General features: G+C 55.5%; 28 protein-coding genes, 1 tRNA gene and 1 pseudogene. 19 read left to right on the top strand and 11 right to left on the bottom strand.

Going from position 1 to position 21,947, the window contains the following annotated elements; translation table 11 throughout:
- The first annotated feature begins 102 nt into the window (after positions 1-102).
- The 13 genes from argH (at position 103) to HAP95_RS10525 (ending at position 10,359) form a co-directional block, all read left to right on the top strand.
- Positions 103-1,494: an argininosuccinate lyase gene (argH, locus tag HAP95_RS10585; RefSeq protein WP_215884188.1), complete on the top strand. Its 1,392-nt coding sequence runs from the start codon at positions 103-105 to the stop codon at positions 1,492-1,494.
- Positions 1,491-1,673, top strand: a complete 183-nt coding sequence (gene lptM / locus HAP95_RS10580) for an LPS translocon maturation chaperone LptM (protein WP_215884187.1) — start codon at positions 1,491-1,493, stop codon at positions 1,671-1,673. The genes argH and lptM overlap by 4 nt, the downstream gene beginning before the upstream one ends.
- Positions 1,670-2,905, top strand: a complete 1,236-nt coding sequence (lysA, locus tag HAP95_RS10575; RefSeq protein ID WP_215884186.1) for a diaminopimelate decarboxylase — start codon at positions 1,670-1,672, stop codon at positions 2,903-2,905. Before lptM ends, lysA begins: the two co-directional genes overlap by 4 nt.
- 179 nt (positions 2,906-3,084) lie before the next feature.
- The gene (locus HAP95_RS10570; protein ID WP_215884185.1) at positions 3,085-3,630 is read left to right on the top strand and encodes a YbhB/YbcL family Raf kinase inhibitor-like protein; all 546 of its coding nucleotides are present in this window, start codon (positions 3,085-3,087) and stop codon (positions 3,628-3,630) included.
- A gap of 212 nt (positions 3,631-3,842) precedes the next feature.
- Positions 3,843-3,918: transfer RNA gene (locus HAP95_RS10565), tRNA-Lys, on the top strand.
- 427 nt (positions 3,919-4,345) lie between these two features.
- Positions 4,346-5,419 (top strand): tyrosine-type recombinase/integrase, encoded by a 1,074-nt coding sequence (locus tag HAP95_RS10560; protein WP_215884184.1) that lies wholly within the window; start codon positions 4,346-4,348, stop codon positions 5,417-5,419.
- Complete coding sequence (locus tag HAP95_RS10555; protein WP_215884183.1) at positions 5,416-6,303, top strand: hypothetical protein; 888 nt, start codon at positions 5,416-5,418, stop codon at positions 6,301-6,303. The genes HAP95_RS10560 and HAP95_RS10555 overlap by 4 nt, the downstream gene beginning before the upstream one ends.
- 118 nt (positions 6,304-6,421) lie before the next feature.
- Positions 6,422-6,640 (top strand): hypothetical protein, encoded by a 219-nt coding sequence (locus tag HAP95_RS10550; RefSeq protein WP_215884182.1) that lies wholly within the window; start codon positions 6,422-6,424, stop codon positions 6,638-6,640.
- Positions 6,641-7,058: 418 nt separating this feature from the next.
- A complete protein-coding gene (locus HAP95_RS10545) occupies positions 7,059-7,958 on the top strand; it encodes a toprim domain-containing protein (protein WP_215884181.1) in 900 nt (299 codons plus the stop codon).
- A complete protein-coding gene (locus HAP95_RS10540; RefSeq protein WP_215884180.1) occupies positions 7,892-9,433 on the top strand; it encodes an AAA family ATPase in 1,542 nt (513 codons plus the stop codon). The genes HAP95_RS10545 and HAP95_RS10540 overlap by 67 nt, the downstream gene beginning before the upstream one ends.
- Positions 9,420-9,821, top strand: a complete 402-nt coding sequence (locus HAP95_RS10535; protein WP_215884179.1) for a TubC N-terminal docking domain-related protein — start codon at positions 9,420-9,422, stop codon at positions 9,819-9,821. Before HAP95_RS10540 ends, HAP95_RS10535 begins: the two co-directional genes overlap by 14 nt.
- Positions 9,818-10,024: a hypothetical protein gene (locus tag HAP95_RS10530; RefSeq protein ID WP_215884178.1), complete on the top strand. Its 207-nt coding sequence runs from the start codon at positions 9,818-9,820 to the stop codon at positions 10,022-10,024. The genes HAP95_RS10535 and HAP95_RS10530 overlap by 4 nt, the downstream gene beginning before the upstream one ends.
- The gene (locus HAP95_RS10525; RefSeq protein WP_215884177.1) at positions 10,021-10,359 is read left to right on the top strand and encodes a hypothetical protein; all 339 of its coding nucleotides are present in this window, start codon (positions 10,021-10,023) and stop codon (positions 10,357-10,359) included. The genes HAP95_RS10530 and HAP95_RS10525 overlap by 4 nt, the downstream gene beginning before the upstream one ends.
- Before the next feature lie 81 nt (positions 10,360-10,440).
- Here HAP95_RS10525 and HAP95_RS10520 read toward each other — a convergent pair whose 3' ends face one another.
- The 3 genes from HAP95_RS10520 to HAP95_RS10510 form a co-directional block, all read right to left on the bottom strand.
- A complete protein-coding gene (locus HAP95_RS10520; protein ID WP_215884176.1) occupies positions 10,441-10,650 on the bottom strand; it encodes a hypothetical protein in 210 nt (69 codons plus the stop codon).
- 626 nt (positions 10,651-11,276) lie between these two features.
- Positions 11,277-11,789, bottom strand: a complete 513-nt coding sequence (locus HAP95_RS10515; RefSeq protein WP_215884175.1) for a type II toxin-antitoxin system YhaV family toxin — start codon at positions 11,787-11,789, stop codon at positions 11,277-11,279.
- Positions 11,786-12,115 carry a type II toxin-antitoxin system PrlF family antitoxin gene (locus tag HAP95_RS10510; RefSeq protein ID WP_215884174.1) on the bottom strand — a complete coding sequence of 110 codons (330 nt, stop codon included), beginning with the start codon at positions 12,113-12,115 and terminating at the stop codon, positions 11,786-11,788. The genes HAP95_RS10515 and HAP95_RS10510 overlap by 4 nt, the downstream gene beginning before the upstream one ends.
- Before the next feature lie 228 nt (positions 12,116-12,343).
- On the opposite strand from HAP95_RS10510, the gene HAP95_RS10505 reads away from it, so the two are divergent.
- Positions 12,344-12,649, top strand: a complete 306-nt coding sequence (locus tag HAP95_RS10505; protein ID WP_215884173.1) for a substrate-binding domain-containing protein — start codon at positions 12,344-12,346, stop codon at positions 12,647-12,649.
- A 4-nt stretch (positions 12,650-12,653) separates the two neighbouring features.
- Here HAP95_RS10505 and HAP95_RS10500 read toward each other — a convergent pair whose 3' ends face one another.
- From HAP95_RS10500 to HAP95_RS10490, 3 genes are all read right to left on the bottom strand, one after another.
- Positions 12,654-13,586 carry a sulfotransferase family protein gene (locus tag HAP95_RS10500; RefSeq protein ID WP_226832720.1) on the bottom strand — a complete coding sequence of 311 codons (933 nt, stop codon included), beginning with the start codon at positions 13,584-13,586 and terminating at the stop codon, positions 12,654-12,656.
- A 173-nt stretch (positions 13,587-13,759) separates the two neighbouring features.
- Positions 13,760-14,005 (bottom strand): hypothetical protein, encoded by a 246-nt coding sequence (locus tag HAP95_RS10495; RefSeq protein ID WP_215884172.1) that lies wholly within the window; start codon positions 14,003-14,005, stop codon positions 13,760-13,762.
- A 134-nt stretch (positions 14,006-14,139) separates the two neighbouring features.
- Entirely contained in the window at positions 14,140-15,036 is an 897-nt protein-coding gene (locus tag HAP95_RS10490; protein ID WP_215884171.1) for a LysR substrate-binding domain-containing protein, read from the bottom strand.
- Between the two features lie 110 nt (positions 15,037-15,146).
- On the opposite strand from HAP95_RS10490, the gene HAP95_RS10485 reads away from it, so the two are divergent.
- From HAP95_RS10485 to HAP95_RS17300, 5 genes are all read left to right on the top strand, one after another.
- A complete protein-coding gene (locus tag HAP95_RS10485) occupies positions 15,147-15,590 on the top strand; it encodes a sigma factor (RefSeq protein ID WP_215884170.1) in 444 nt (147 codons plus the stop codon).
- A gap of 52 nt (positions 15,591-15,642) precedes the next feature.
- The gene (alkB, locus tag HAP95_RS10480) at positions 15,643-16,296 is read left to right on the top strand and encodes a DNA oxidative demethylase AlkB (protein WP_215884169.1); all 654 of its coding nucleotides are present in this window, start codon (positions 15,643-15,645) and stop codon (positions 16,294-16,296) included.
- 123 nt (positions 16,297-16,419) lie between these two features.
- Complete coding sequence (locus tag HAP95_RS10475; protein WP_215884168.1) at positions 16,420-16,677, top strand: hypothetical protein; 258 nt, start codon at positions 16,420-16,422, stop codon at positions 16,675-16,677.
- A gap of 19 nt (positions 16,678-16,696) precedes the next feature.
- Positions 16,697-16,909 carry a hypothetical protein gene (locus HAP95_RS17305; RefSeq protein WP_264318846.1) on the top strand — a complete coding sequence of 71 codons (213 nt, stop codon included), beginning with the start codon at positions 16,697-16,699 and terminating at the stop codon, positions 16,907-16,909.
- Positions 16,910-16,939: 30 nt separating this feature from the next.
- On the top strand, positions 16,940-17,062 hold the full coding sequence (locus tag HAP95_RS17300) for a hypothetical protein (protein WP_264318845.1): 123 nt from the start codon (positions 16,940-16,942) through the stop codon (positions 17,060-17,062).
- On the opposite strand, the pseudogene HAP95_RS17515 reads toward HAP95_RS17300, so the two are convergent.
- From HAP95_RS17515 to HAP95_RS10450, 5 genes and pseudogenes are all read right to left on the bottom strand, one after another.
- Positions 17,040-17,207 (bottom strand): annotated as a pseudogene (locus tag HAP95_RS17515) (DUF4124 domain-containing protein); the annotation flags it as partial. The gene HAP95_RS17300 and the pseudogene HAP95_RS17515 overlap by 23 nt on opposite strands.
- Before the next feature lie 257 nt (positions 17,208-17,464).
- Entirely contained in the window at positions 17,465-18,157 is a 693-nt protein-coding gene (locus HAP95_RS10465; RefSeq protein ID WP_215884166.1) for a hypothetical protein, read from the bottom strand.
- Between the two features lie 43 nt (positions 18,158-18,200).
- On the bottom strand, positions 18,201-19,817 hold the full coding sequence (locus HAP95_RS10460) for an ABC transporter permease (RefSeq protein ID WP_215884165.1): 1,617 nt from the start codon (positions 19,815-19,817) through the stop codon (positions 18,201-18,203).
- The gene (locus HAP95_RS10455; protein WP_215884164.1) at positions 19,814-20,803 is read right to left on the bottom strand and encodes an extracellular solute-binding protein; all 990 of its coding nucleotides are present in this window, start codon (positions 20,801-20,803) and stop codon (positions 19,814-19,816) included. The genes HAP95_RS10460 and HAP95_RS10455 overlap by 4 nt, the downstream gene beginning before the upstream one ends.
- Complete coding sequence (locus HAP95_RS10450; protein ID WP_215884163.1) at positions 20,800-21,891, bottom strand: ABC transporter ATP-binding protein; 1,092 nt, start codon at positions 21,889-21,891, stop codon at positions 20,800-20,802. The genes HAP95_RS10455 and HAP95_RS10450 overlap by 4 nt, the downstream gene beginning before the upstream one ends.
- Positions 21,892-21,947 lie beyond the last annotated feature (56 nt).

Raw genomic sequence — 21,947 nt, 5'->3', positions numbered from 1 at the left:
AAAGCCCCCGGGCCAACTGCCGTTTTTAGCGGGAAGCATGGGCAATGCTGGCGTAAGAGCTGGTGTTTTCGTTATAGTCGCGGGCAGAAAGGAGGTGCAGGCATGAGTGAAAAAATGTGGGGCGGGCGCTTCGCTGCAGGTACGGATAGTTTGGTGGAAGCATTCACGGCATCCATCCTGGTAGACAGCCGTTTATATGCGGAGGATATCCGTGGTTCGCAAGCTCATGCCCGCATGTTGGGGCGGGTTGGCGTGCTGACCGCCAGCGAGGTGGAGGCCATTGTCTCCGGACTGCAGCAGGTGGGACAGGAAATTGCCGAACAGCGCCTGCCATTTGTCGACAGCCTCGAAGATATTCACATGCATGTTGAATCCCGTTTGACGGAAATCATCGGGGACGTGGGGAAGAAGCTGCACACTGGCCGTTCCCGCAATGATCAAGTGGCCACTGACCTGCGTCTGTATACCCGCGCTTGTGTGGATGATCTGGTCGCCGCATTGCGCCATCTGCAGGGAGTGTTTGTGGACCTGGCCGAGCGCGAAGTGGAAACCATTCTGCCCGGCCTGACCCATATGCAGGTGGCGCAGCCGGTCAGCTTCGGCCACCATTGTATGGCCTATGTCGAAATGTTTCAGCGCGATGCCCAGCGTCTTCTGGACGCGCGGAAAAGGGTGAATGTGCTGCCCCTGGGTGCGGCGGCTTTGGCAGGTACCACTTTCCCGATTGACCGTTGGGATGTGGCACGGCAACTGGGTTTTGACGCCGTCGCGGAAAACAGCCTGGACGCCGTTTCCGACCGGGATTTTGTCATGGAAGTGCTGGCTGATCTGGCCATGATTGCCGTCCATTTATCGCGTTTATGCGAAGAATTGATTTTGTGGATGTCAGCACCTTTTGGCTTCATTGATCTCCCGGATAGTTTTTGTACGGGTTCCAGCATTATGCCCCAGAAGAAAAATCCGGATGTGGCGGAAATCATTCGTGGCAAAAGTGGTCGGGTGGTCGGGGATCTGGTCGCCATGCTGGTGCTGATGAAGGGCCAGCCCCTGACTTACAATCGCGATAATCAGGAAGACAAGGAAACTTTTTTTGATGCGCTGGATCAGGTGCGGGCCAGCATCGAAATCATGAGTCGAATGTTGCCGGGCCTGCAAACCCGCCCCGCAGTCATGCGTGCCCAGGCAGAACGAGGTTATGCCACGGCTACTGATCTGGCCGATTACCTGGTGCGTAAAGGTTTGCCTTTCCGTGATGCGCATGCGGTGGTGGGTAAAGCCGTACGTCTCGCCCAAGACCGCAATATAGGGCTGGAAGCCATGCCCTTGCCTGACTTGCAGGCCTTGTCCCCACTTATTACCGAAGAGGTTTATCAGGTGCTGACGCTGGAAGGTTCACTCGCGGCCCGTAATCATCTCGGCGGAACCGCCCCTGACCAGGTGCGGGCGGCTATCGCCCGTGCTCGTGCGCGCCTGGCTGAGGAGCAAACCGCATGAAGCCCATGGCTGCGGTGGCCTTCTCGTGCCTGCTAGTTCTCGGCCTTGCCGGCTGTGGGCGGAAGACGCCACTGAGCCTGCCGCCACCTCCCCCAGCACATCCTGCCGTCAATGCTGCTGTCGCTCCGGCACCGATCAGCCCGACCAGCAGTGCAACGGGGAGTGCTGCGCGTCCATGAACACCTTCCATTACCATCAGGGAGACTTGTACTGCGAGGATATATCCCTCGCCACCATCGCCCGGCATTATGATACTCCCTGCTACGTGTATTCCGGGGCGGCGCTGCGCGAACGCTACCATTCCTTCAGTAACGCGCTGGGTGACGGCACGCAGGTGTGTTATGCCGTTAAGGCCAACAGTAATCTGGCGGTGCTGCGTTTATTTGCAGAAATGGGGGCTGGCTTTGATATTGTTTCGGGCGGAGAACTGGAACGGGTGCTGCGTGCGGGAGGCGCGCCGCAGAAAATCATTTTTTCGGGCGTAGGTAAGTCTGCCGATGAAATTCGTACCGCCCTGTCTGCCAGCATTGCCTGTCTCAATGTAGAGTCTGCTGCAGAGTTGTGGCGGATTGCCGATATTGCTGCTGATATGGGCCTGCGCGCGCCCATTGCCCTGCGCGTGAATCCGGATGTGGATCCCGGCACCCATGCGTACATTGCTACCGGCCTTAAGGAAAGCAAGTTCGGAATCCCCATGGATGCCGCGCGGGCTCTCTACCTGGAGGCCGCAAAACATCCTGCTCTGGAGCTCAAGGGCATTGCCTGCCATATCGGGTCCCAATTACTCAATCTTGCGCCCCTGGGCGAAGCGGTGACGCGGGTGCGTGCCCTCTATGAAGACCTCTCTGCCCAAGGCCTTACTCTGGAGCATCTGGATCTCGGGGGCGGAGTGGGTATTCGTTATCACGAAGAAAACCCGCCCAGTCCTGCGGATTATGCGGCGGTTCTCAACCAGGCCTTGCAGGGCTTGGCCGTCAAAAGGGCCGTAGAGCTGGGCCGGGCCCTGGTGGGGAATGCAGGGGTTCTGCTGACCCGGGTGGAATACCTCAAGGATAATGGCAGCAAGCAGTTTTGTGTGGTGGATGCAGCCATGAATGATTTGTTGCGCCCCGCTCTTTATGGGGCCTGGCACGATATTTTGCCACTCCGCCAGGATGCGGCAGCCGGGCAGGTCATGGATGTGGTTGGGCCCATCTGCGAAAGCGGCGACTTCATCGCCAAGGACCGCCCCGTTCGGGCGGAGGCAGGACAGTTGTTGGCCATTATGGGTGCCGGTGCGTACGGCTTTGCCATGAGTAGCAACTACAATACCCGGCCCCGGCCCCCGGAGGTGCTGGTCCATGGTCATCAACATCGCCTCATTCGGCGACGGGAAAACTGGGATGATCTGATGGGCATGGAGCTACCCTGACCCAAATTCATTGCTCAGGGCTTGGCGGTTGACCTGCACCGTATGACTTGCCCTGCTGCCATCCCGAATGCTCTTTTTCTGCTAGTCTTACAGGGGTTGGTTGTTTTTTTGCGGGCGTAGTGCTTGCACCGGTTGACGATGTTTTGGCCAACAGCCCGCACGCAAGTGAGGAGGCAGACATGGCAGCAGAAATGAAAGTATTCAGTACCGGAATTGATCCAGAAGACTGGATTCCCAGACGCTTCGCGCATCCCGGTGAAGGCCGGACCCCGTCCATTTTTTGGCAACATCTTCCCCCCAACACCAAAAGTCTGGTGTTGCTCATGGAACATCGGGAGGCGGAATCAGATCAACGGGTACATTGGTTGCTCTACGATATTTCTCCAACGATCGAAGGGTTAAACGAGGGGGGTCCTCTCCCCGATGGCATCTTCACCGGACGCAATAGTTTCGGGACGTTGGGTTATCGCCCACCCGAGGCAGCGGCTGATCACCAGTTGCAGCATTATGATTTCCTGCTTCTGGCGACGGATAAAGCCACATTGGGTCTAGCCGAAGGGGCTGATTGGGAGGCGGTAAAGGCGAGATTGCATACGCCAGACCATGATACCGACCAGCTTGGACCGCCCCCTGCAGCAGATCCGCGTGCCCGCGAAATGCACAGTTTGGGGCATGTGCTCGATCATGCCGAATTCTCAGGGCATTTCGCGCTGGATAATTCCTGATCGGGAAGGCGTTGTCGGCAAGGATGCTGTCCCTGCAGGGCAACGCCTGTTTAAGAATGTGAGCGCAAGCTCTGCTCCCTGACTCGTCGCGTCTGCGATTGTCCGCACAGGACGGAAAGTTCAGCACACACTCACCCTCGACTTGACCGAAGTTGCTTCACCGCTGATAATACGCGGCCTTGACGCTGTTCTGGTGTCAATTGCGTGTGTATGGGAATGTAGCTCAGTCGGTAGAGCAGCGGCCTTTTAAGCCGTGGGTCGCGGGTTCGAATCCCGCCGTTCCCACCAATTAAAACAAGGGTTTAGGCTTAACGTCTAGGCCCTTTTTCTTTGCCGTGGGGCACTCATGGGACACCTAGCCGCAACTCGTGGGCACTCTTGGGAACCCAAACCGTACCCGTAACCTTCCCGCTGGCGTTACTGTGACAAGTCACTTTTTTCTGTGGATAAGTGGCCCATTTTGTCCCGCACTGTCCCGCTAGTGCCCCATATCCGCTTTCATGGCGTGGTGAAGATATATAAAACATTACGTTGCATTGCCTATACTCTGGCTTGTGAAGCCATTGTTGCCATTTATTGCCGTGTTTGCCATAATACAAAGAACAGGCCGGGGGGTGTTCTCAGCACCCGCCCGGCCCTACCACCGCAAGCTGAAAAGGAGCCTGCAAAATGGATACAGCGATTATATCAGTAATCATCTGGCGGGGTGCATAACATGGCCGCCATCGAGAAGCGCACCACCAGCGACGGCAGCACCAGCTACCGGGTAAAAATCAGACTCAGGGGGCAGCCTGTCCAAAGTGCCACCTTCGCCAGTCTCACCAAGGCCAAGCAGTGGGCCGTCAATACCGAAGCCGCCATAAGAGAAGGCCGCTATTTCCAGACGGCAGAAGCCAAGCGGCACACGCTGGCGGAAGCAATCGAGCGTTACGAACGGGAACGCCTTGGAGATATGCGAGCCAAGGAAGCCCGTAAACAGCACCTTGGTTACTGGCGGGCTGAACTAGGCACCTTGCCGCTCTCTGATGTAACCCCTGCCGCCGTGAAGCAGAAACTAGCCCAGCTTGCCGACAACCCCAGCGAGCGCACCGGGAAGCCGCTTAGTGCTTCGACGTTGAACCATTACCGCCAAGCCTTGGCGTCTGTGCTCACGGAAGCCGTGAAAAACTGGGAATGGCTGGAAGCGTCACCGATGCACAAGGTAGGCAAGAAAGCCGAGCCAAGGGGCCGCGTGCGCTACCTGAGTGACGACGAACGCGCCCGACTGCTGGAAACCTGCAAGCAATCGAGCAACCCCGATTTATACCTTGCCATTCTGCTGGCGCTGACAACTGGCGGCAGGCAAGCCGAGACGATGGGCGCGACGTGGGCGCAAATTGATTTGAACCGCGCCACCTTGCAACTTGAAGAAACCAAGAACGGCAGCCGCCGCGCCTTGCACCTTACCGCGCCAGTGCTGGAATTACTCAAGGAACGGGCCAAAGTGCGCCGGATTGATAGCGGACTACTGTTCCCAAGCAAGGTGAATCCTAAACAGGCCGTGGACTTGCGCCAGCCGTGGGAAAAGGCTTTACAGGCGGCAGGCATTGAAGGCTTCCACTGGCACGACATGCGGCACGACTTCGCAAGTATGGCCGCCATGAACGGGGCCAGCCTTCCCGAATTGGCGGCATTGTTGGGACATAAGACGCTGGCAATGGTGCAGCGATACGCGCACCTAAGCCCAGCCCATACCGCGACACTGGCGGAGAAAGTGGCCGCCCGTATGGTGGGCGGGGGTGCAGCATGACGCGTAAACTCACCCAAGAGCAGGCCGAAGCCTTAGCCATTGCCGAAAAATGGGAAAAGGTGCTTTCCGAAGAAATCGCCGCCGCTATTATAGAGCCATACTTTCCCACTGAAGCCGAACGGGAAGAAGTCGCCCGTTCATACACGAAGGCGCATGATGATGGAGAAGTACCTGACAAGGATTTTGCACGCGCCCGCATTGAAGCGGCACTTAGCCGCTGGCTTGTGCTGGCATGGGAAGCGGCAGGAAAACCCGAACCTGTGCCCGACAATATCACGGACGGCAGGCCACCAATAGAAAGCGTGGGCGTGGGCGTCATAGACAAGGCTTTACCTTTAACCTGTATGCCCGCGCATGTATTCCTGCGTAATGTTGCCTATCTGCTGAACGAAAGCGACGACGCCTTAGAGATTGCCGAGCGCCGGGCCAAGGATTGCGACAAGGCCGCCCGACTACTCAGGGAAGCCGCCGAGTTGCTCAGGGGGGCCGATAACGAACCGCTGGCCCGTAACGTGGGAGCATTGGCACCGTGGGCAGAGCGTGGCAAGTATGGGCGCGTGTATCCTGCGGGACTGTCCGGGGGGTACATGCACGCAAGCCAGCATGGAGACGCCCTATCCGCTGCGTTTGCAGGTAAGCGTGGCACCCGTAGCCGCAGGGGGGCCGTTGTTCGCGCCTTGGCGGGGTGTTTCACCGTTGACGGGCCGTTTATTGAATCAGGGGGTTTTACCATCATCGCCGGGATAGCCAACCTTTGCGAGCCGGGCACTACGCCAAACTTTGTTTGCTCAGTGATGAAGCAGGCAAAGCGCACGGCAGAACCCAAGCCGGGGCCGCGACGGGATAGCAGCATAATCGGGCTATTGTCCAAGCCTAAAATATAATGGCTATTTTAGCCCACTAAATATTTTAGCCCCTTAAATGGGGCTTTTCCGTTTATAGATTGCCGTTTTTTATGCTCCACACATCGCCGCAATAACGCGGCATTGTGGAGCAAAGACAATGCAGGATTTACCCGAATATCTGACAGTCAAACAGTTTGCAGAAACCTACCCAGCTTTCACCGCTGGCGGGCTGAGAAGCGCCATATTTTGGAAGGGCGACGAACTGGAAAACGCTGGAGCCATCGCCCGCCTTGGCCGCCGCGTGTTGATAAACACGCCGGTATTCCTGCGACTTGTGCAGGCCGGCGGGCTTCGCTCTGTAAGGGGTGCGGCATGAGCGGGGGGCTTTGGTTCAGCGGAGACACTGCCGTTGCATGGACATGCCGGGAGTTAATCAAGGGCCGCACAATATCCCATGCTGACGAGATTGCCGAAGTTGGCGCGTGGAGACTTGGCGCGATAATCCACGTTTTACGGACGCGGTATAAATGGCCGATAACCACCGAGCGCCGGGGTGTCGAGCGTATCGCGTATTATCGGCTAGGCCGAAGTGAAGAACCGCTTAAACTTCCTAAAAGCGCAAGGGAAGGCGACGCCGCAAACGCCGCCAAGGATACCGCAAGCAAGCAGACAGCCGCCAAGGGCAAACAAGGGGGCAGCCATGCCGAAGGATAGCACATACAAGGGGATACGCCACAACATCGCCCGCATGTTCTGGAGCCTGCGCCGCCTGCGCCGGGCTATGGGGGTGCATCATGGGAAATAATCCTATTGCAGCCTTTCGCGACGCTCTCGCCGCTGCTGGTGTAATCCTTCACCAGTCCGAAACAATCCGCGCTGATGGTGTCTTGCACCGCGCCAGAAGTGCCGACGATAAAGCGGGTAAAGTGTCCTGCTGGTATCGTCTCCACCTTGACGCGCCTGTTGCTGGCGCTGGTGGCTCTTGGAAGTCCGGGGCTTCCGTGCGCTGGTGCAGCAAGAGAGAATCAGCACTCACCGCCAAAGAACGGGCCGAACTCGCCGCCCGTATCCTGCGGGAACGTGCCGAAGCTCAGGCCGAGACGGAACGCCGCCACAAGGACGCGGCAAGGCGTGCGCTTCGCGTATGGAATGACTCAGCGCCAGCCGCCGCACGACACCCCTACCTTGAGCGCAAGGGCATTGCGCCAGGTATTGCCCGCCAGTCTGGGCCTTCTCTGGTGTTGCCTGTTCAGGGCTTCACCGGGAAACTTTGGGGCCTGCAATTCATCAACGAGCAAGGCGGTAAGCGGTTCCTGTCGGGCATGAAAAAATCAGGCTGCTTTATCCGCACTGGTGACATGCCCGCACCTGATGGCCGGCTGATAGTTTGCGAAGGCTGGGCGACGGGGCAAACCTTGGCGGCACTCAGTCCGGGGGCTTGCGTTATCGCTGGACTGGATGCAGGCAATTTGCAGGCCGTGGCAACCGAAGGCCGCCGCCTGTTCCCTGCTCTGGATATGGTAATTGCTGCGGATTTGGGCGAAGTCGGTTTATCCAAAGCCAAGAGTGCCGCTATTGCATCCCGTTCCCGTTGGATATGGCCCAGCCTGCCCGCTGATGCCCCTGCATGGGTAAACGATTTCAACGATTGGCACGCATGGCGGAAATGCCTGCGGCAGGCGGTGGCGTCATGAGCTGGGCTGACGAATCGCCGCCGCTGGACGCATACGCTGAGTTCGAGCAGCCCGCCCCGCGCCTGTCTGTTGTGCCGGATGCTGGCGCTGCTGATGGACTCCCGGAACCACAACCACCGCGCCCGCCGTTACTGCGTCACGTTCGGGAACTGCTGACGAACCCGCCCGCCGTCCGTTGGCTGATACGCGGTATCGTGGAAGCGGACACGCTGGCGTTGTTATATGGACAGCCGGGAGCGGGTAAATCGTTCTGCGCTCTCAGCATGGCGGCAAGCATTGCCTGTGGTTCTGACTGGTACGGGCACCGTATCACCCAAGGCCCAGCCGTTTATATCCTTGGCGAAGGCGTCGGGGGTGTATCTCGACGCTTGCGAGCGTGGCACCTGACGAACCCAGACGCGGGACTACCAGACGCGCCGCTGTTCATATCCCGCCGCATTGTGCCCCTTGGCGAATCGGAAGCAGTGGCCGAGATTACCGCCGCCATACAGGAAGCAGGTGCAGGCACCCCGTCCGTGGTGTTTATCGACACTCTGGCGCGTGCTGCTGCTGGGCTGGATGAAAACAGCGCACGCGACATGGGCGAGCTGGTGCAGGCTTGCGACAAAATACGGGAGCAATACGGGTGCGCCGTGGTTCTGGTTCACCATGCCGGACACAATCAGGACAGGGCACGCGGCAGCTCAGCGATAAAGGCCGCACTGGATACTGAGTTGTCGCTCACCCAGTCCGAAGGCGTTATTACCCTATCGTCCACCAAGGCCAAAGAATCGGAAGGGTTCAAGCCCTTGACGTTCAGGCTGACGAGCACGGACACGCACTGGCTGGATGAAGATGACGAGCGGATATTTTCGGCAGTGCTGGAAGAATGCGAGCCGCCAGAGCAGACGGAGCAACTGGGAAAAAATCAGACGTTGTGCCTTGGAGTGTTGCGGGAGATGCACGAAAACAGGCGAACGAACCTTGAAAGCGGGGGCCGTTCGCCTGATGACGCCAAAGTGACACTTACCGAATGGCGAGCAGGGACAGGCCTAGTCCGCCAAAGATTTAATGAAGCCAAGGCAGCCCTTATAAAACGGGGGCTTGTGACAATCTCAGGCAATTTTGTAGGGGTATCAGGGGGGCGAACGAACGCGAACGAAAGCGAACGAAACGTTACGAATCGTTCGGGGGAACCAGAGCGAACGGAACGTAACGGGGGGGTATGTAATACCCCCGTCCGTTCGTTCGTTCGTTCCCGGACGAATTCCCAGCCCGACGCCATAGGGGTTTTAGAAAAGCTACTCACCACTGGCGGAAATCCGTCTGTTGGCGACTGGCAGCGTGCCTGTCTCTTGGCGGGCATCACCGGGGGGGTGACTACGCGGGCAATCATACGGGCACGAAAGACAGGGCTTGTGCATGTGGTGAGTGGGCGCGTAATCACGGGGCCGGGGCTGGATGACGACGAAGGGGAAGATTATGAAACCTTCTAATTTGGTGGCAGAACTCAGGGCGGCAGGACTCAACCTATCCACCATTGGCGGAAAGCTGAAAGTTGGCCCTGCTGACTTGCTCACCGATGAACTACGCCAATCTATCCGAGAACGCCGCGCCGAGATAATCCGCACACTGGCGGCAGAATCAGCGCCAGCCGTTGAGAGCCACCCAAGCACCACCCAACCCGCCAGCGTGCGTCCTGAGCCAAGGAAAGTGGCTTGTGGGGAGTGTTCCCGATTCCTGCCCGATACCATCAACCCAGCCCAAGGGCTAGGCCGCTGCAACATCACCGGAACAGGCCCGCCGTCTGGTGGCTCTGGATATAAAGCCTGCTACCCGATGGCACCCAGACAGTGCCCCAATTTTGAAAGGAACGAACCATGACAGATGAACGCTGGAACCCAAAAACCGCACTACGCCGGGCAGTCCCGTTTTTTCATGCACTGCCGCACCTATCAGCGGCCAGCCTTACCACTTGTGGCGGGCTGACTCTGCATATCGAGTTCAACCCCGACACCTGCGAGCTGGTGGCTTATGACGACGCCGACAGCGAGATTGCCCGCGTGCCGTTCGAGATGACGCCATGAATAAACAAACTCAGAATAACCTGCGCGGACCCGGACCCGGCAGACCTGCGGGCAGCCCCAACAAAATCACCGGCAGCATGAAGGAGATGATTTTAGGTGCTCTGGAGCAGGCCGGGGGCGTGGGCTGGCTGGCAAAGCAGGCAGACGAAAACCCCGTGGCGTTTATGGCACTACTGGGCAAGCTGCTACCCAGCGACTTACAGGTATCAGGGGCGAACGGGGAGCCTATCACTTCAATAACTCGCACCATCGCTAACACTCAGCCTATGGCTACTGTTGATGAAATCAGGCAGCTACTGCGAGAAGAGCGCGAATCTGGGGAGACTTTTGCGTGAAGCGCCGGGGGGAAGTGCCAGCCGTAACCCTTCAGTATATGGCGGCATGGGCGAAGCTGTTTGCCCGCTCACCCGCCGAGATTAAGGCGGAACGGCAAGCCCGGCAGCCAGCACCATCACCCCAGCCACCGGGCAGCCGAAGAACGGTAAATATAGTGGCGTTACTGTAACAGCAACCGCCAAAGGCAACCCAAAAGCAAACGCTATCCCCAGCAATGGCGGCTCTTGCAAGGGCAAAAGCAAACGCCCAGCAAGGCCCTTTCCCTGCCCTGTGCCGCACTCCAGCGGCATGGGTGGCCCTACCGTACCACTACCGCACAAAACGCATGAGAAAGGCTGAGATTTGCCCGCGCGTGACTTTTGCGAGATGTACACGCGCGCGATGTGCTACATGGATTCCTACCGACTATAAAAACACTTTTCAGCAGGTGTGCGCGCGTGAGTTTCTCCCGGCTGTAAAACCCTGACAAATCCCAACATCCCGCGCGTAAGGCTGTTACTGTGACTGGCTGCGGAATCGCGTTACCCCGTGGGACACTGGCGGGACACTCAGGGGCAAAAAGCGGGAGTTATCCACAACACAAGGGAAAAGCCGCCAGATGGTAACGCATTGATTTATTACTTGCTATCTGTTCCCGTTTATTGCCGAGCGTGCAACATCCCTGCCCTTTTAAGCCGTGGGTCGCGGGTTCGAATCCCGCCGTTCCCACCATTAAAAACAGCAAGTCATTAATTTCAATTGATATCAAGTCTAATGTATGCAAACCATGACGCCATACTTGAGTCCAAAAAAAGGGGCAAAATATGGTAACCATCAGATCACGGGAAGACCGGGATAGCATCTCGATAGGCTGGCAAGTTCAGATCAAGCATAAGGGATTTCCTCTACAAGTAAAGATCGTTCGCACTTGCGCCAATCACTGCGCTGCTGCAGCCTTAGCCAATGATTCCTGCATCTGCTGCGATTCTTTCTGTGCCTCAGCCAGGAGCTGATCCCAGTCATCAGGCGGATGTCCGTTTCCCAGCATCTTGCGGAACACCTGGTAGGCGTCGTCGTTGCGCTCAAAGGCACGTTTGCTGTTTTCGTCATTCACCCAAGCATAGACGATCACCTTGCTCGGGGCATGGTAGCGGAAGAATAGTCGGTACTGCTGGAAGAATTTGGCCCGAAACCAGTGCTTGTGATCGTCACCGAGTGTCCCACCCTGGCGGTACTCTGGTCGCGTCGGATCTTGCGGGATGACATCGAACGCCAGCTTGATGATCGCAGCCAGCCGTTTGCTGGCGTTCTTTTTTACGGACCCGTCCGGGTCCTTCTGCTTCAGGGTCTCGACCTGCCGCACCAGCGCTTCAATCTGCGCCAGGAACAGTGGATGGGCGAAGACCGCCCAACCATGAATGACCAAGGGTTCAGGCTTCTCTGCGTTCATTCATCGTCTGCCGACAGGGCGGCATCAAGATCGACATTGACGCCGTCGACCAGCGGTTGGAGGCGTTGGAGGAGCCCGGCATCCACAGCTTGCAGCCGCTCGGGATGGCGAGAGATTTCGGCAGTGAGGAAGTCGAGGAACTGACCGAGCACCAGGTCTTCCCCGTGGGGTACTTGGGCACGTGTCAGCACCACCTCTCCGCTGGGGCGAATGGTGTAGTGGATCTTGTCGCGCTTGCCCAGCTTGAGGGCACGACGCACGGTTTCCGGCACGGTGGTCTGGTAGCGATCGGTGAGCGTAGATTCGACTTCGAGGGCCGCTGCCATGGCAGTCTCCTAGCAGTTTTGGGTCGGTGCCAGGACGGTAATGCAGTTGCATTGCTATGTCAATGAGGTTTTTTGTATGCCTAAACTTGGGCATTTACTTAAAAGCGAAAGAAAGACTAAAAAGTAACTTTTATGACGCGTGTTATGGACTCAATCGCTCGCATTCTGCGCTACTCTGAAAGAGGGAGAAATATGAATTGTGGTCATCATAGATTTCGTGGATTGTTTTTGAACTGCTTTTATATTTTTGGCTGTGTAGGTTTACTGTTTACCAGCAGTTCGGCTTGGGCGAAACAATTGGAATTGCATGTTTATGGTCCAGGTGGACCATTACCTGCCATGAAGATGGCCGCGCAGGCGTTCTCCAAGAGTCACCAGATCAAGGTACTGGTTGAGGCGGGTCCCATTGAGAAATGGCGGGATCAGGCCATGGCTAACGGCGATCTCATCTATAGCGGGTCCGAGAACATGATGACCAGCTATTTGCAGGGGCTTCCCGACCTTGTGGACGTAAAAACCATTATCCCTGCTTAAATTTTTACCAGGAAGAGCGCAGCGCTGGCATTTTTTGTCCCAGTAAGGTTTCCAGTTTTTCAATATCCGGTGCGTAAATTTGTTCCAGATACTGACGTGCAGCCGGATCTATCTGCGGTTTGGAAGCGGCTTTCAGGATCAGATTCTGATATAGCCACCATTGCAGCTTTCTGGGCATCAGATGATAACCAATCCAGCGGGCTAGCGGGCTGGATGCGCAACGCCGCGACCAGTTACCTCGGGGTGCCTTGAAGCCATTGTGCACCTGTTCCAGATCCATTTCCTGAAAGGGCGCAGGATCAATCTGTAAGTGTGCAGCTACGCGTTCCAGAGCCTGGTTGGTTTCATTCACCAAATCATCAAATTGCAGGATCAGTACCTGATTCGCGCCAAAAATCCGAACATAGCGCTGCACCTGATCGTGATACAAACCAAGATCCACATACATTCTGGACACGCCCCAGCCTTTTTCGCTTTGCGCAAAATCCTCCCGAAGTAACTCTACTGAAAATGGAAGATCTACAAGACCCTCACGAAAATCCATCAGGTAGTGGGAGTGGGCGCGGCTGACCGGGTCGCGCAATAAAATGATCACACGGGCATCGGGGGTGACGGCATGAATACGTTCAGGAGCCTCCGGGTACCAGAGGTTAGAGGTGCTGGCATCGCCAATGGCAGGAAAATCCCCGGCATTTTCGTAAAGATGCAGGTAGGCATGTTCTTCACTAATATGCTCAATGAGATGCTTATATTCAGGCTTTGGCTGAATACGGGCAAAGTAATGCGGTTCTTTGAAGGCCGGTAAAAATACCTCGGGATGCCCCTGAAGGTAACGATATAAAGAGGTGGTGCCGCCTTTTACCGTGCCTGTAATAAAAAAATTGGGCCAGAGGGCATGGCTGCCGGGATTTATGCGGGAAGGGACTGAACTGGGCAAATCAACTCCTTGACTGAAGGTTGGTGTTGTATCCGAAACTGTAAGCTCCAGGCGAACTCGCCCCAGTATAGCATTTCCCGTCTCTATCGTGCCTGAAGCAGCTAACAGGGTGACTGCCCTGCTGGCTGACCATGACGCCAAAAACCCTTCAGGGAAGAAGATAGTCCGACATTTCAGGGCAAGTTTCTGGTCATGATGCGCAAATACGCTTTTTGTGCGCCGGTGCTTAAATTCTCCACTTCATGTAAGCGCGCTCTAACCCATGCGTCGGCTTTTTCTGCATTACCTTTGGCGGCAATCAGGTTTTCCCAGTCTTTTGCACTGACGTGGTTATGTGAAGAGTGGTTATTATTCGTTGGGGAAGATGGACTAAAGGAGGATGTTATGTCTTTTTCCTGATGTTGATTCAATAGCTTCACAAGATGATCACCCCGCTGTATGGATCGCTGAATTGAAAAAGCGATTTTCAGACAGGCTAAACGATCAGCTTGAGCAGGCCTAACGATAATTATTAACGAGGATATCTACAAAACCGAAATCCAATCACTTTTGCTCAGGTTAAATTCTCAGGGTTTTCGATCATCTCAAGAAATTTCTGGAGCATTATCGAGCGCCGGTCGGGTTGTGGTGCGGCCATGAAATTCAGGCAGACCATCTGGTGGCTTTCCAGAGTGGCGGTAGCTACCTGCCAGTCGGAGCGTTTGTCTAACACTCTTTTGCTCATGAAGCCGATGCCCAGGTTGGCATTGATCATCGTGCCTACCGATTCAATATCGGCTACTTCGATAAAATGCCTGGGGACGATGCCACGGCGGCGGAATTCCTTTTCTATGGCGCCGCGTACAGCAGAACCCGGTTCGCGCCAAATAATGGGGTAACTTTCCACCTCTTCAAAAGAAACATCCTGGCGTCCGGCAAGAGGATGCTGCAAGGGAGTGACAATGACAATTTCATTATCCTGCCAGGGTACACTTTTAAAGTAATCGGGCAATTCCGGAAGATCGCTGTCACCTTCATAAAAAAACACATCTACTTCCCCCGCCGCTGCATCTTTCCAGTATCGTTCGCCACTTTTGATGTAGAGATTGATCCCCGGATATTGCTGTCTGAATCGGGTTAGAAAAGGGGGTAAATAATAATTGGCAATGAGACTGGTAGAAACAATATTGAGCTCTCCTTCCATGAGACGCTGACGACGCCTGATAATGCTGTCAATATCCCGCAGGACGCGGCGTAGGCGTTCAATGTCGGGAATGAGTACGGCCCCCGCCTGAGTGAGTTTTACGCCATTGATTTCACGAGTATAAAGAGGCTCGCCGACCAGTTCGGTCAGTTTTCTCAGGCGTTCGGAAATGGCTGATTGACCCCGATGTAAATGCTCGGCGGCAGCACTGATGCTACCGTGCTCGGCGATGGCCAGTAGGGAAAGAAGTTGTTCGTCATCTGCCATTATCGATTTCTCCGATAAAGTTACCAATAAAATACATTTGCTATGATGTCTGGTGTATCCGTATGTTTAAACCCTATATCGCACTTTACAAATATAGGGAAAATATTTCCATGTCCACAGAAAGTTTAGCGCCCTCAGCCGATACACTCTCCGCTACAGCACGTCGGACACACTCTCAAGATGGTCAGGTCCGTGCAGAATCTGCCCTATCCAGTCATCGTATCAACGCCTATTTGCAGGAGATTGCTTATCATGAACTTTTGACTGCATTGGAAGAAGAACATCTGCTTAAAAGGATTCAGCACAATGATCGTGAAGCTTGGCATGAATTACTCGAAATGCATTTACGATTGGTGTTGCGTATTGCACGGAGCTATCACGATCAAACACCGCACGCTTTGATTGATTTTATTGAAGCGGGTAACTTGGCGCTGATTGATGCCGCTCGCCAGTTTGTCGTGGGTGGCAATGAACGTTTTGCCATTTATGCGACCCGCCACATTTGTCAGAGTCTGGATTCCAGTATGCCGGTGCGCGGTCCGACGTTGGCTTAGACCGAAAGATCAATAAAGCTCTATAGTTACGCAGATCTAGCGGGAGGGGGCTGTGACGGCAGATCTTTTTGAAAACTTTCCCTTGCCTGCTCCGGCGACGGAATCGCTTGAAGAAGGGGCCATGATTCTGAGAGGGTGGGCGTTAGCCGATGCCGAATCCCTGATTCATGCGGTGCAACAAGGGTTGATGCAGGCTGCACTGCGGCAGATGTGTACCCCGGGTGGAAAAACAATGTCCGTTGCCATGAGTAATTTCGGCTCATGGGGTTGGGTGTCGGACAGGCAGGGGTATCGATATGTGTCCAAAGATCCAGAAAATGCGGAGCCTTGGCCGGAAATTCCCGCCATTATTTTGAATTTGGCCCAACGTGCGTCGGAAAAAGCGGGTTTTGCCGATTTCACGCCAGATGCCTGTCTGGTGAATGTGTATGTTCCTGGAGCGCGGATGTCGTTACATCAGGATAAGGACGAACAGGATCTGGATGCGCCTATTGTTTCCGTTTCTCTGGGTTTGCCAGCCACTTTTCTGTTTGGCGGTGCGCAACGTCGGGACAAGGTGAAACGTGTTTTTGTAGAGCATGGTGATGTGTTGGTCTGGGGTGGCCCTGCCCGCCTGCGCTATCATGGTATTGACCCGATCAAACCGGGAAACCACCCTCTCGTAGGTGCGCAGCGCATTAATCTGACTTTACGCAGGGCGCACTGAAATTGCGGATGCTGGCCTTTGCACGCTGAACGCGATTAACGCCGTCCCAACGGGAATTGTTTTGCTTATTCCGCAGGAATAACATGAGCCCTCGTGTTTCGGAAGGCAACAACAGGAGTGTTCATGAGCGTAGAAAATTCCGACGGAAAAGAACTGAGAAATGTGGCATTGGCCATTGGTACCGCCCGCACCCGCTGGGGTCATTATCTGAAAGTGAGCACCTTTTTTATTACTTTTGTGTTGACCCTGCTCATCCCCATGGGGGTCATCGTCATTTATTACCTCTGGAAGCACGGCGCGCAAATTATCAGTGAAAGGGAAGCATTGACGGTTTCTTCGGCAACCATTCTCGACTACGGCAATGGTACGGGCGAAGAATAAGCCGAGGCTGGAGCAGGTGGTGGCAAAAGTACAGTTGGCGGACGATTGCTCGGGGGGCGGAGAGGTCTGGGTGGAGGCCGCCGCCAATAGGGTGGACGACCGGGTCGATATGGTGGAAAAGGCGCAGGGCCGATATAGGCCGGTATGTAAACATGGTGCTCAGGTTCTGGGGGCGGTCGCAGGCTGTTTTGATAGTTATTTAGTGCCGCCAGGAGATTCAAGCGTTCTATAGCCGTCAGGGTTTTATCGCTGGCTGCTGAAGATGGGGTTACAGTTGCTGCCTTTTGCGGAGTTTGCAGATGCGCTGCAGGCGGTGGTGGCGGAGGAATGGGTGGCAGAGACTGCAGCTTTGCTGCGCCTGGTGGTGGCTGATCACCATAACTGACGGTGCCATTGGGGGACACCCAACGGTAAATGGCGGCCTGGGCAGGGAATAATCCACTGCCAGTTGATAAAATTATCGCTGCAGCCAAAACCCAATAGGGACGACTGCCGTGACGTAACAAACTGTTCAGGAAGACGTTATCCATGGCAGCCGAATCCGGGCTTGGACGCTTGGAAACTAAGGTTGGACATTTCCGGATGCTGCCAGCTCGCCATGCTGACAGATCATGCCCGCGTAACGGTGGCTGCCAGTGGTTTCGGGAAGGTTCGCAGCGGGTATGAAATAGGACATGCAGGACTCCTCATGGTCAATTGCGGTAGCGCAGAAATCTGACCTGTTTAGATATAACATAGTCCCGCTACGCCGCACCAGAAGCCCGATAGACTGCGCGGCAAAATGGCGCTATTCCGGCTTTCCCCAGGCATTTTCAGGAAGCCTGGCATATTGTCCGGTAAACTTTTCCTGTTCCACGCTGAAGGAAACAGGGGTTGTGTCGCCGGGTTGATAACGAACAATCCAGAAGTAATCGAAGGTTTTCTTGGGCCAGGTTTGGGGTACATTCTTGAATTTGTCGAGATGCAGCAATTGCCAAAAAGTGACCTGTTGTCCAGGAAACCGGGCTTCCAGCTTGGCATTGGCAATATGTTTATGTTCCCACATGATGACCACAACCTTCTGATCATAGGCGGGATTGGTCATGATGTCGTGAACGGCTTCCTGGGTGCGGAGATTTTCCTGCACCATTTTCTGATGTTTGCTCAGACCGGGTTCCGGGACGACCGTAAAAGCCGTCACCGGAAGCCCCCAGCTCTGCGCTGTCGGTGTCATGGTTTCAATGGTATGCAGGGTGATGGCCATGAGGGCGGCGGGCTTTTCGTGTGCTGGCAGCAGGCTATGGGTTGCGTTTTTTCCCAGATATTGCCGGGCGAGGGCCGCTGCGCGGGCCTGACCCACGGGTGACAGGGCGTAGTGGTTCATTTTTTCACCATGGCGCAGCAGGATGATTTCAGCCGGTGTGGCAGAAGCTACGAGGGGCAGGCAGACGCCACCTAAGGCAGCAATCAGCATGGTGGTAATAAGCTTGCGGTTGTTCATGTTTGGACTCCGTTATGGGTAATAGGTGGCAACACAGTGAAATTCAACGACGCAGCAGCAGTCCCCGGGCTACCCCCAGGATGAATGCCGAACTGAGCACGCCAATGACCGACATGGCCATGCCATCACCAATGACGCCTTGCCGAAAATTGGCATAAATGTAAGTGGAAATCACCTGTACCCCCGCTGGCTGCAACATCAACGAGGCAACCAGTTCGCGCATGGACAGGGCAAACACCACGGTCGCACCACCAATCAGCATCGGCCAGGCGATGGGAATATGCACTTTCATGAAAGTTCGCAACGGCCCACTACCATGCACCCGGCTGGCGTTATCGAGTAGCTGCGGTATTTGCGCCAGCCCGGCGCGGGCATAGCGCATGGCAAAAGGAAAGGTGGTAGTGGCATAGGCAACGCCGAGAATGGCGGTAGTGCCGAAGACGGGTAGGTGGTTCCACGGCGCATTCCAGAAAAGGATCATGCCCACGGCCAGGACAACGCCGGGTATGGCCATGGGCAGGGTAGCCAGCAAATCCAGAAAAGCAGCAAAACGACCACCACGGCGGACAATATTGGCCGTCAGCAGGGCGGCTACCATGGTGCCAAAAGCTACCAGGGCGGCGAGTTCCAGGCTGGTTTCTAGCGCCCCGAACGCACTGGATTGATGAGAGAGAATATGATGGTAATGATGCCAGGTGAAATTGCTGAATTTCAGTCCTACCGTAATGGCTTTCTCAAAAGACACCGCCAGCACCGCCCCGATGGGTAACAACATGGCAATCAACACAAAAGCGGCTAAAGGCAGCATCGACCACCAGCGGCTTGGGTAGCGAAGCTGGTGGATTTGTCCACGGTTTTCATTGGCCAGGGGGCGATAAAAAAACCAGGCGACAATGCCCAAAGTACACAATACCAGGCCGATGGCGGAAGCGCGTGGCAAATTGACGGGCCAGACATTGGTGGCGGCCTCAATGCTGGTGCTGAGAACGGTGACACCTGCATAGCCACTCAGCAAGGCTGGAACACCAAATTCTGCTGAAGTATCCAGGAAAACCAGTAAACCTGCAGCGGCCAATGCGGGCAGGACCAGGGGCAAAACGCCGACGCGAAAGGCCCGCCACAGTCCTGCCCCATGTACACGGGCCGCTTGAATCAGGCGAAAATCCCCATTTTGTAACGCTGCGCGCAGAATGATGTACACCAGCGGGGTGAGATGCAGGGCCATTACCGCAGCCATTCCCGCTAATGAGTACAAAAAAGTTTCCAGGGGCGTTCCGAGAATATGGATGAGTTGTTCAATGAGTCCTACCGGACCAACCAGCAAGGTCCAGGCCTCGGCAGTCAGGTAAGGCGGTATTAAAAAGGGGATAAGAATCAGCCCTTCCCAAACTAAGCTGAATTTGGGCGGGGCGTAAAACATCAACAATGCCAGAATCAGCCCGATGGGCAACGCAAAAACAACCGCCAGAGCGGCCATACCTGCGGTGCCCAGCAGGGCGTGGATAAAGTGCTGGTCTACCCCCAACTGCAGCAGAGCCATGCCATGATGATGGCTGGCGTCAGGCTGCAGCGCCTCGAAAATAATGGTGGCGAGCGGTGCGAGAACCAGCAGGCCAAGGATGCCAAAAACCAGCAGCCGATTTAGGCTGCGCCCCATCATTGACCGAGAATATCCTTACGGAATTTGGCCAGGACGCTGGCGCGGGTTGCGGCGACCTGATCCCAGTTGACTGTCATGACGGGATAAGTGCCGAGCTTGGCCAGAGCAGGTTTGGCGGCAACGCCATTCAGAGAAGGATAGAGATTATATTTGGCGACGAGTTTTTGTCCGGCAGGAGACATGGTGAAATTGACAAACTGTTCGGCCAGCTTTTTATCCGGCGCCGACTGCATGATCATGATGGGGCGGGGAATCAGCATGGTGCCTTCTTTCGGGTAAATCAGCTGAATGGAGTTACCCTGTACCTTGGCCTGCACGGCGGCATGACCAACGCACTCCACCATACCACTGCGTTCACCGGAAAGTACCGGCATCAGTGCGGCATGGTTGGTTCCCGGCCAGACGGTGCCATTGGCTTTCAGGTCGGAAAAATATTGCCAGGCCTTGTTGCCGTATTTATCCACAAAAGCAATGACAAAATCCGAAGCCGTGCCCGAAAGCAGCGGATTGGGCGCGGTGAGGTGGTTTTTCCAGACGGGAGCGGTCAGGTCAAACCAGCTGGTAGGCATGCTCGCGCCCTTGGGCAAGGCTTTGGTGTTCATGACCATGGAAACCGTATCGGCACCATAGGGCAGGAAAGGTCCTTTGAGCTGCATGGCCGGGAAAAGATTTTTGTCGATGCTTTCAGGTTGATAGTCGTACACCATCTTGTCTTTGGCGAGTTCCAGGCCGGCTGTCCAGTCGGCGACCATGACCACATCGGCATGCGGGTGGTTGGCTTCGGCCGCAAGGCGGGCCATGACTTTTCCGGTGCTGGACGTCCACACGGCGACATGATCACCGGTTTTTTTGCTGAATGCGCGGGCCAGCGCCTTGGCTAAAGAGGCCGGCGCAGCACTGTACAAAGTCAGCGTGGTGGCGGAGGCGGTGCCTGCGAATGCCAGGCTCATGATGGCCAAGGTAACTTGTTTGACTACGGGTTTCATGGGATTTTCTCCTGATTTGCGGATGTTTCGGCAGGAATGCACCAGCCGTGATTCGGATAAATTTGCCAGTGGCGCGGACCCAGATTGCTCTGCTGGGAGTAGCTCAATAATTCGTGCTGGCCGAAAGCTTGCAAATGCACCAGATAGCGACCATCACTCCAATGGGAATGAATGGCTTCCGCAGCAAATGCGTCTACCGGGCTGTCGCAGTCAATGTCTCCGGGGCGCAGCAGCAAAAGGCCAGGCTTGCCTTCACGCAGTGTATCGGCCCCGGGTACCCATATTTTCTGGCCATTTGCCAACGCGACTTCAGCTTTGCCGCCCTGATATTGAACAATCTTTACGGGTAGGCTCCGGACGGAACCGCTGAGTCGAGCTACATTTTCACTGGCCGGAAAACGGAATAGTTTCTCCGGCTGATCCCATTGTTCCAGATGACCGCTGTGGAGAACTCCGACATGCTGGCCCAGATAAAAGGCTTCGCTGGGATCATGGGTGACATGCAGTGCGGCAATGCCTTCTTCACGAAACAGGGTACGGAGAAAGTAGCGGATTTCTTCGCGAACCCCCTGATCTACGGCGGATAAGGGTTCATCCAGTAAAACCAGACGCGGACGGGCGATGATAGCGCGGGCAATGGCCACCCGCTGCCGTTGCCCGCCCGATAATTCATGGGGTTTGCGTTTTACTGCAGTAGCAGGAATGTTCATTTTTTCCAGCAGCAGCATAGCCCGCTCGCGATCTACCGGAAGCCCCTGAGCGCGCAGGGGAAAAAGAACATTATCAATGACTCGGAGGTGGGGCCAAAGTGCAGCATCCTGAAAAACCATACCAATGCCGCGTTTTTCGGGAGAAATCTGCATGCCTCCGGCGGTGAATACATTTTGACCGCGCAGCCGAATGCTCCCTGCCTGGGGTTTAATGAGCCCGGCAATGGCTGCCAGCAAGGTGCTTTTGCCTGATCCAGATTCACCCAGCAGGCAGGCGTAACGACCATCTTCAAGATCCATCTGGACGTTACTCAATACTGTCTGGGTGCCGAACCGCACATTCAGGCCCCGCACGGAAAGCGCCGGTTCGTTGGGCACCGCCGCGATTGCCGGCCGGTTTTTTACCTGCAGTTCAGCAACCATGGGACGTTAGT

This window comes from Acidithiobacillus sulfurivorans, from assembly GCF_018853815.1.
Classification (GTDB): domain Bacteria; phylum Pseudomonadota; class Gammaproteobacteria; order Acidithiobacillales; family Acidithiobacillaceae; genus Acidithiobacillus; species Acidithiobacillus sulfurivorans.
Note: the sequence above shows the minus strand (reverse complement) of the source record. Positions and strands in the feature narration are given on the sequence as shown.

Excerpts from the sequence above, each read along its gene's own strand:
- HAP95_RS10520 (WP_215884176.1), bottom strand. The coding sequence starts at position 10,650 with ATGCCGCTGGAGTGCGGCACAGGGCAGGGAAAGGGCCTTGCTGGGCGT.
- HAP95_RS10515 (WP_215884175.1), bottom strand. The coding sequence starts at position 11,789 with ATGAACGCAGAGAAGCCTGAACCCTTGGTCATTCATGGTTGGGCGGTC.
- HAP95_RS10460 (WP_215884165.1), bottom strand. The coding sequence starts at position 19,817 with ATGATGGGGCGCAGCCTAAATCGGCTGCTGGTTTTTGGCATCCTTGGC.
- HAP95_RS10455 (WP_215884164.1), bottom strand. The coding sequence starts at position 20,803 with ATGAAACCCGTAGTCAAACAAGTTACCTTGGCCATCATGAGCCTGGCA.
- HAP95_RS10475 (WP_215884168.1), top strand. The coding sequence starts at position 16,420 with ATGAGCGTAGAAAATTCCGACGGAAAAGAACTGAGAAATGTGGCATTG.
- HAP95_RS10540 (WP_215884180.1), top strand. The coding sequence starts at position 7,892 with ATGGGTAAACGATTTCAACGATTGGCACGCATGGCGGAAATGCCTGCG.
- HAP95_RS10545 (WP_215884181.1), top strand. The coding sequence starts at position 7,059 with ATGGGAAATAATCCTATTGCAGCCTTTCGCGACGCTCTCGCCGCTGCT.
- lptM (WP_215884187.1), top strand. The coding sequence starts at position 1,491 with ATGAAGCCCATGGCTGCGGTGGCCTTCTCGTGCCTGCTAGTTCTCGGC.
- HAP95_RS10535 (WP_215884179.1), top strand. The coding sequence starts at position 9,420 with ATGAAACCTTCTAATTTGGTGGCAGAACTCAGGGCGGCAGGACTCAAC.
- HAP95_RS10465 (WP_215884166.1), bottom strand. The coding sequence starts at position 18,157 with ATGAACAACCGCAAGCTTATTACCACCATGCTGATTGCTGCCTTAGGT.
- HAP95_RS10525 (WP_215884177.1), top strand. The coding sequence starts at position 10,021 with ATGAATAAACAAACTCAGAATAACCTGCGCGGACCCGGACCCGGCAGA.
- HAP95_RS10530 (WP_215884178.1), top strand. The coding sequence starts at position 9,818 with ATGACAGATGAACGCTGGAACCCAAAAACCGCACTACGCCGGGCAGTC.
- HAP95_RS10485 (WP_215884170.1), top strand. The coding sequence starts at position 15,147 with ATGTCCACAGAAAGTTTAGCGCCCTCAGCCGATACACTCTCCGCTACA.
- HAP95_RS10560 (WP_215884184.1), top strand. The coding sequence starts at position 4,346 with ATGGCCGCCATCGAGAAGCGCACCACCAGCGACGGCAGCACCAGCTAC.
- HAP95_RS10555 (WP_215884183.1), top strand. The coding sequence starts at position 5,416 with ATGACGCGTAAACTCACCCAAGAGCAGGCCGAAGCCTTAGCCATTGCC.
- HAP95_RS10490 (WP_215884171.1), bottom strand. The coding sequence starts at position 15,036 with ATGGCAGATGACGAACAACTTCTTTCCCTACTGGCCATCGCCGAGCAC.
- HAP95_RS10570 (WP_215884185.1), top strand. The coding sequence starts at position 3,085 with ATGGCAGCAGAAATGAAAGTATTCAGTACCGGAATTGATCCAGAAGAC.
- HAP95_RS10550 (WP_215884182.1), top strand. The coding sequence starts at position 6,422 with ATGCAGGATTTACCCGAATATCTGACAGTCAAACAGTTTGCAGAAACC.
- argH (WP_215884188.1), top strand. The coding sequence starts at position 103 with ATGAGTGAAAAAATGTGGGGCGGGCGCTTCGCTGCAGGTACGGATAGT.
- HAP95_RS17300 (WP_264318845.1), top strand. The coding sequence starts at position 16,940 with ATGGGGTTACAGTTGCTGCCTTTTGCGGAGTTTGCAGATGCGCTGCAG.
- lysA (WP_215884186.1), top strand. The coding sequence starts at position 1,670 with ATGAACACCTTCCATTACCATCAGGGAGACTTGTACTGCGAGGATATA.
- HAP95_RS10510 (WP_215884174.1), bottom strand. The coding sequence starts at position 12,115 with ATGGCAGCGGCCCTCGAAGTCGAATCTACGCTCACCGATCGCTACCAG.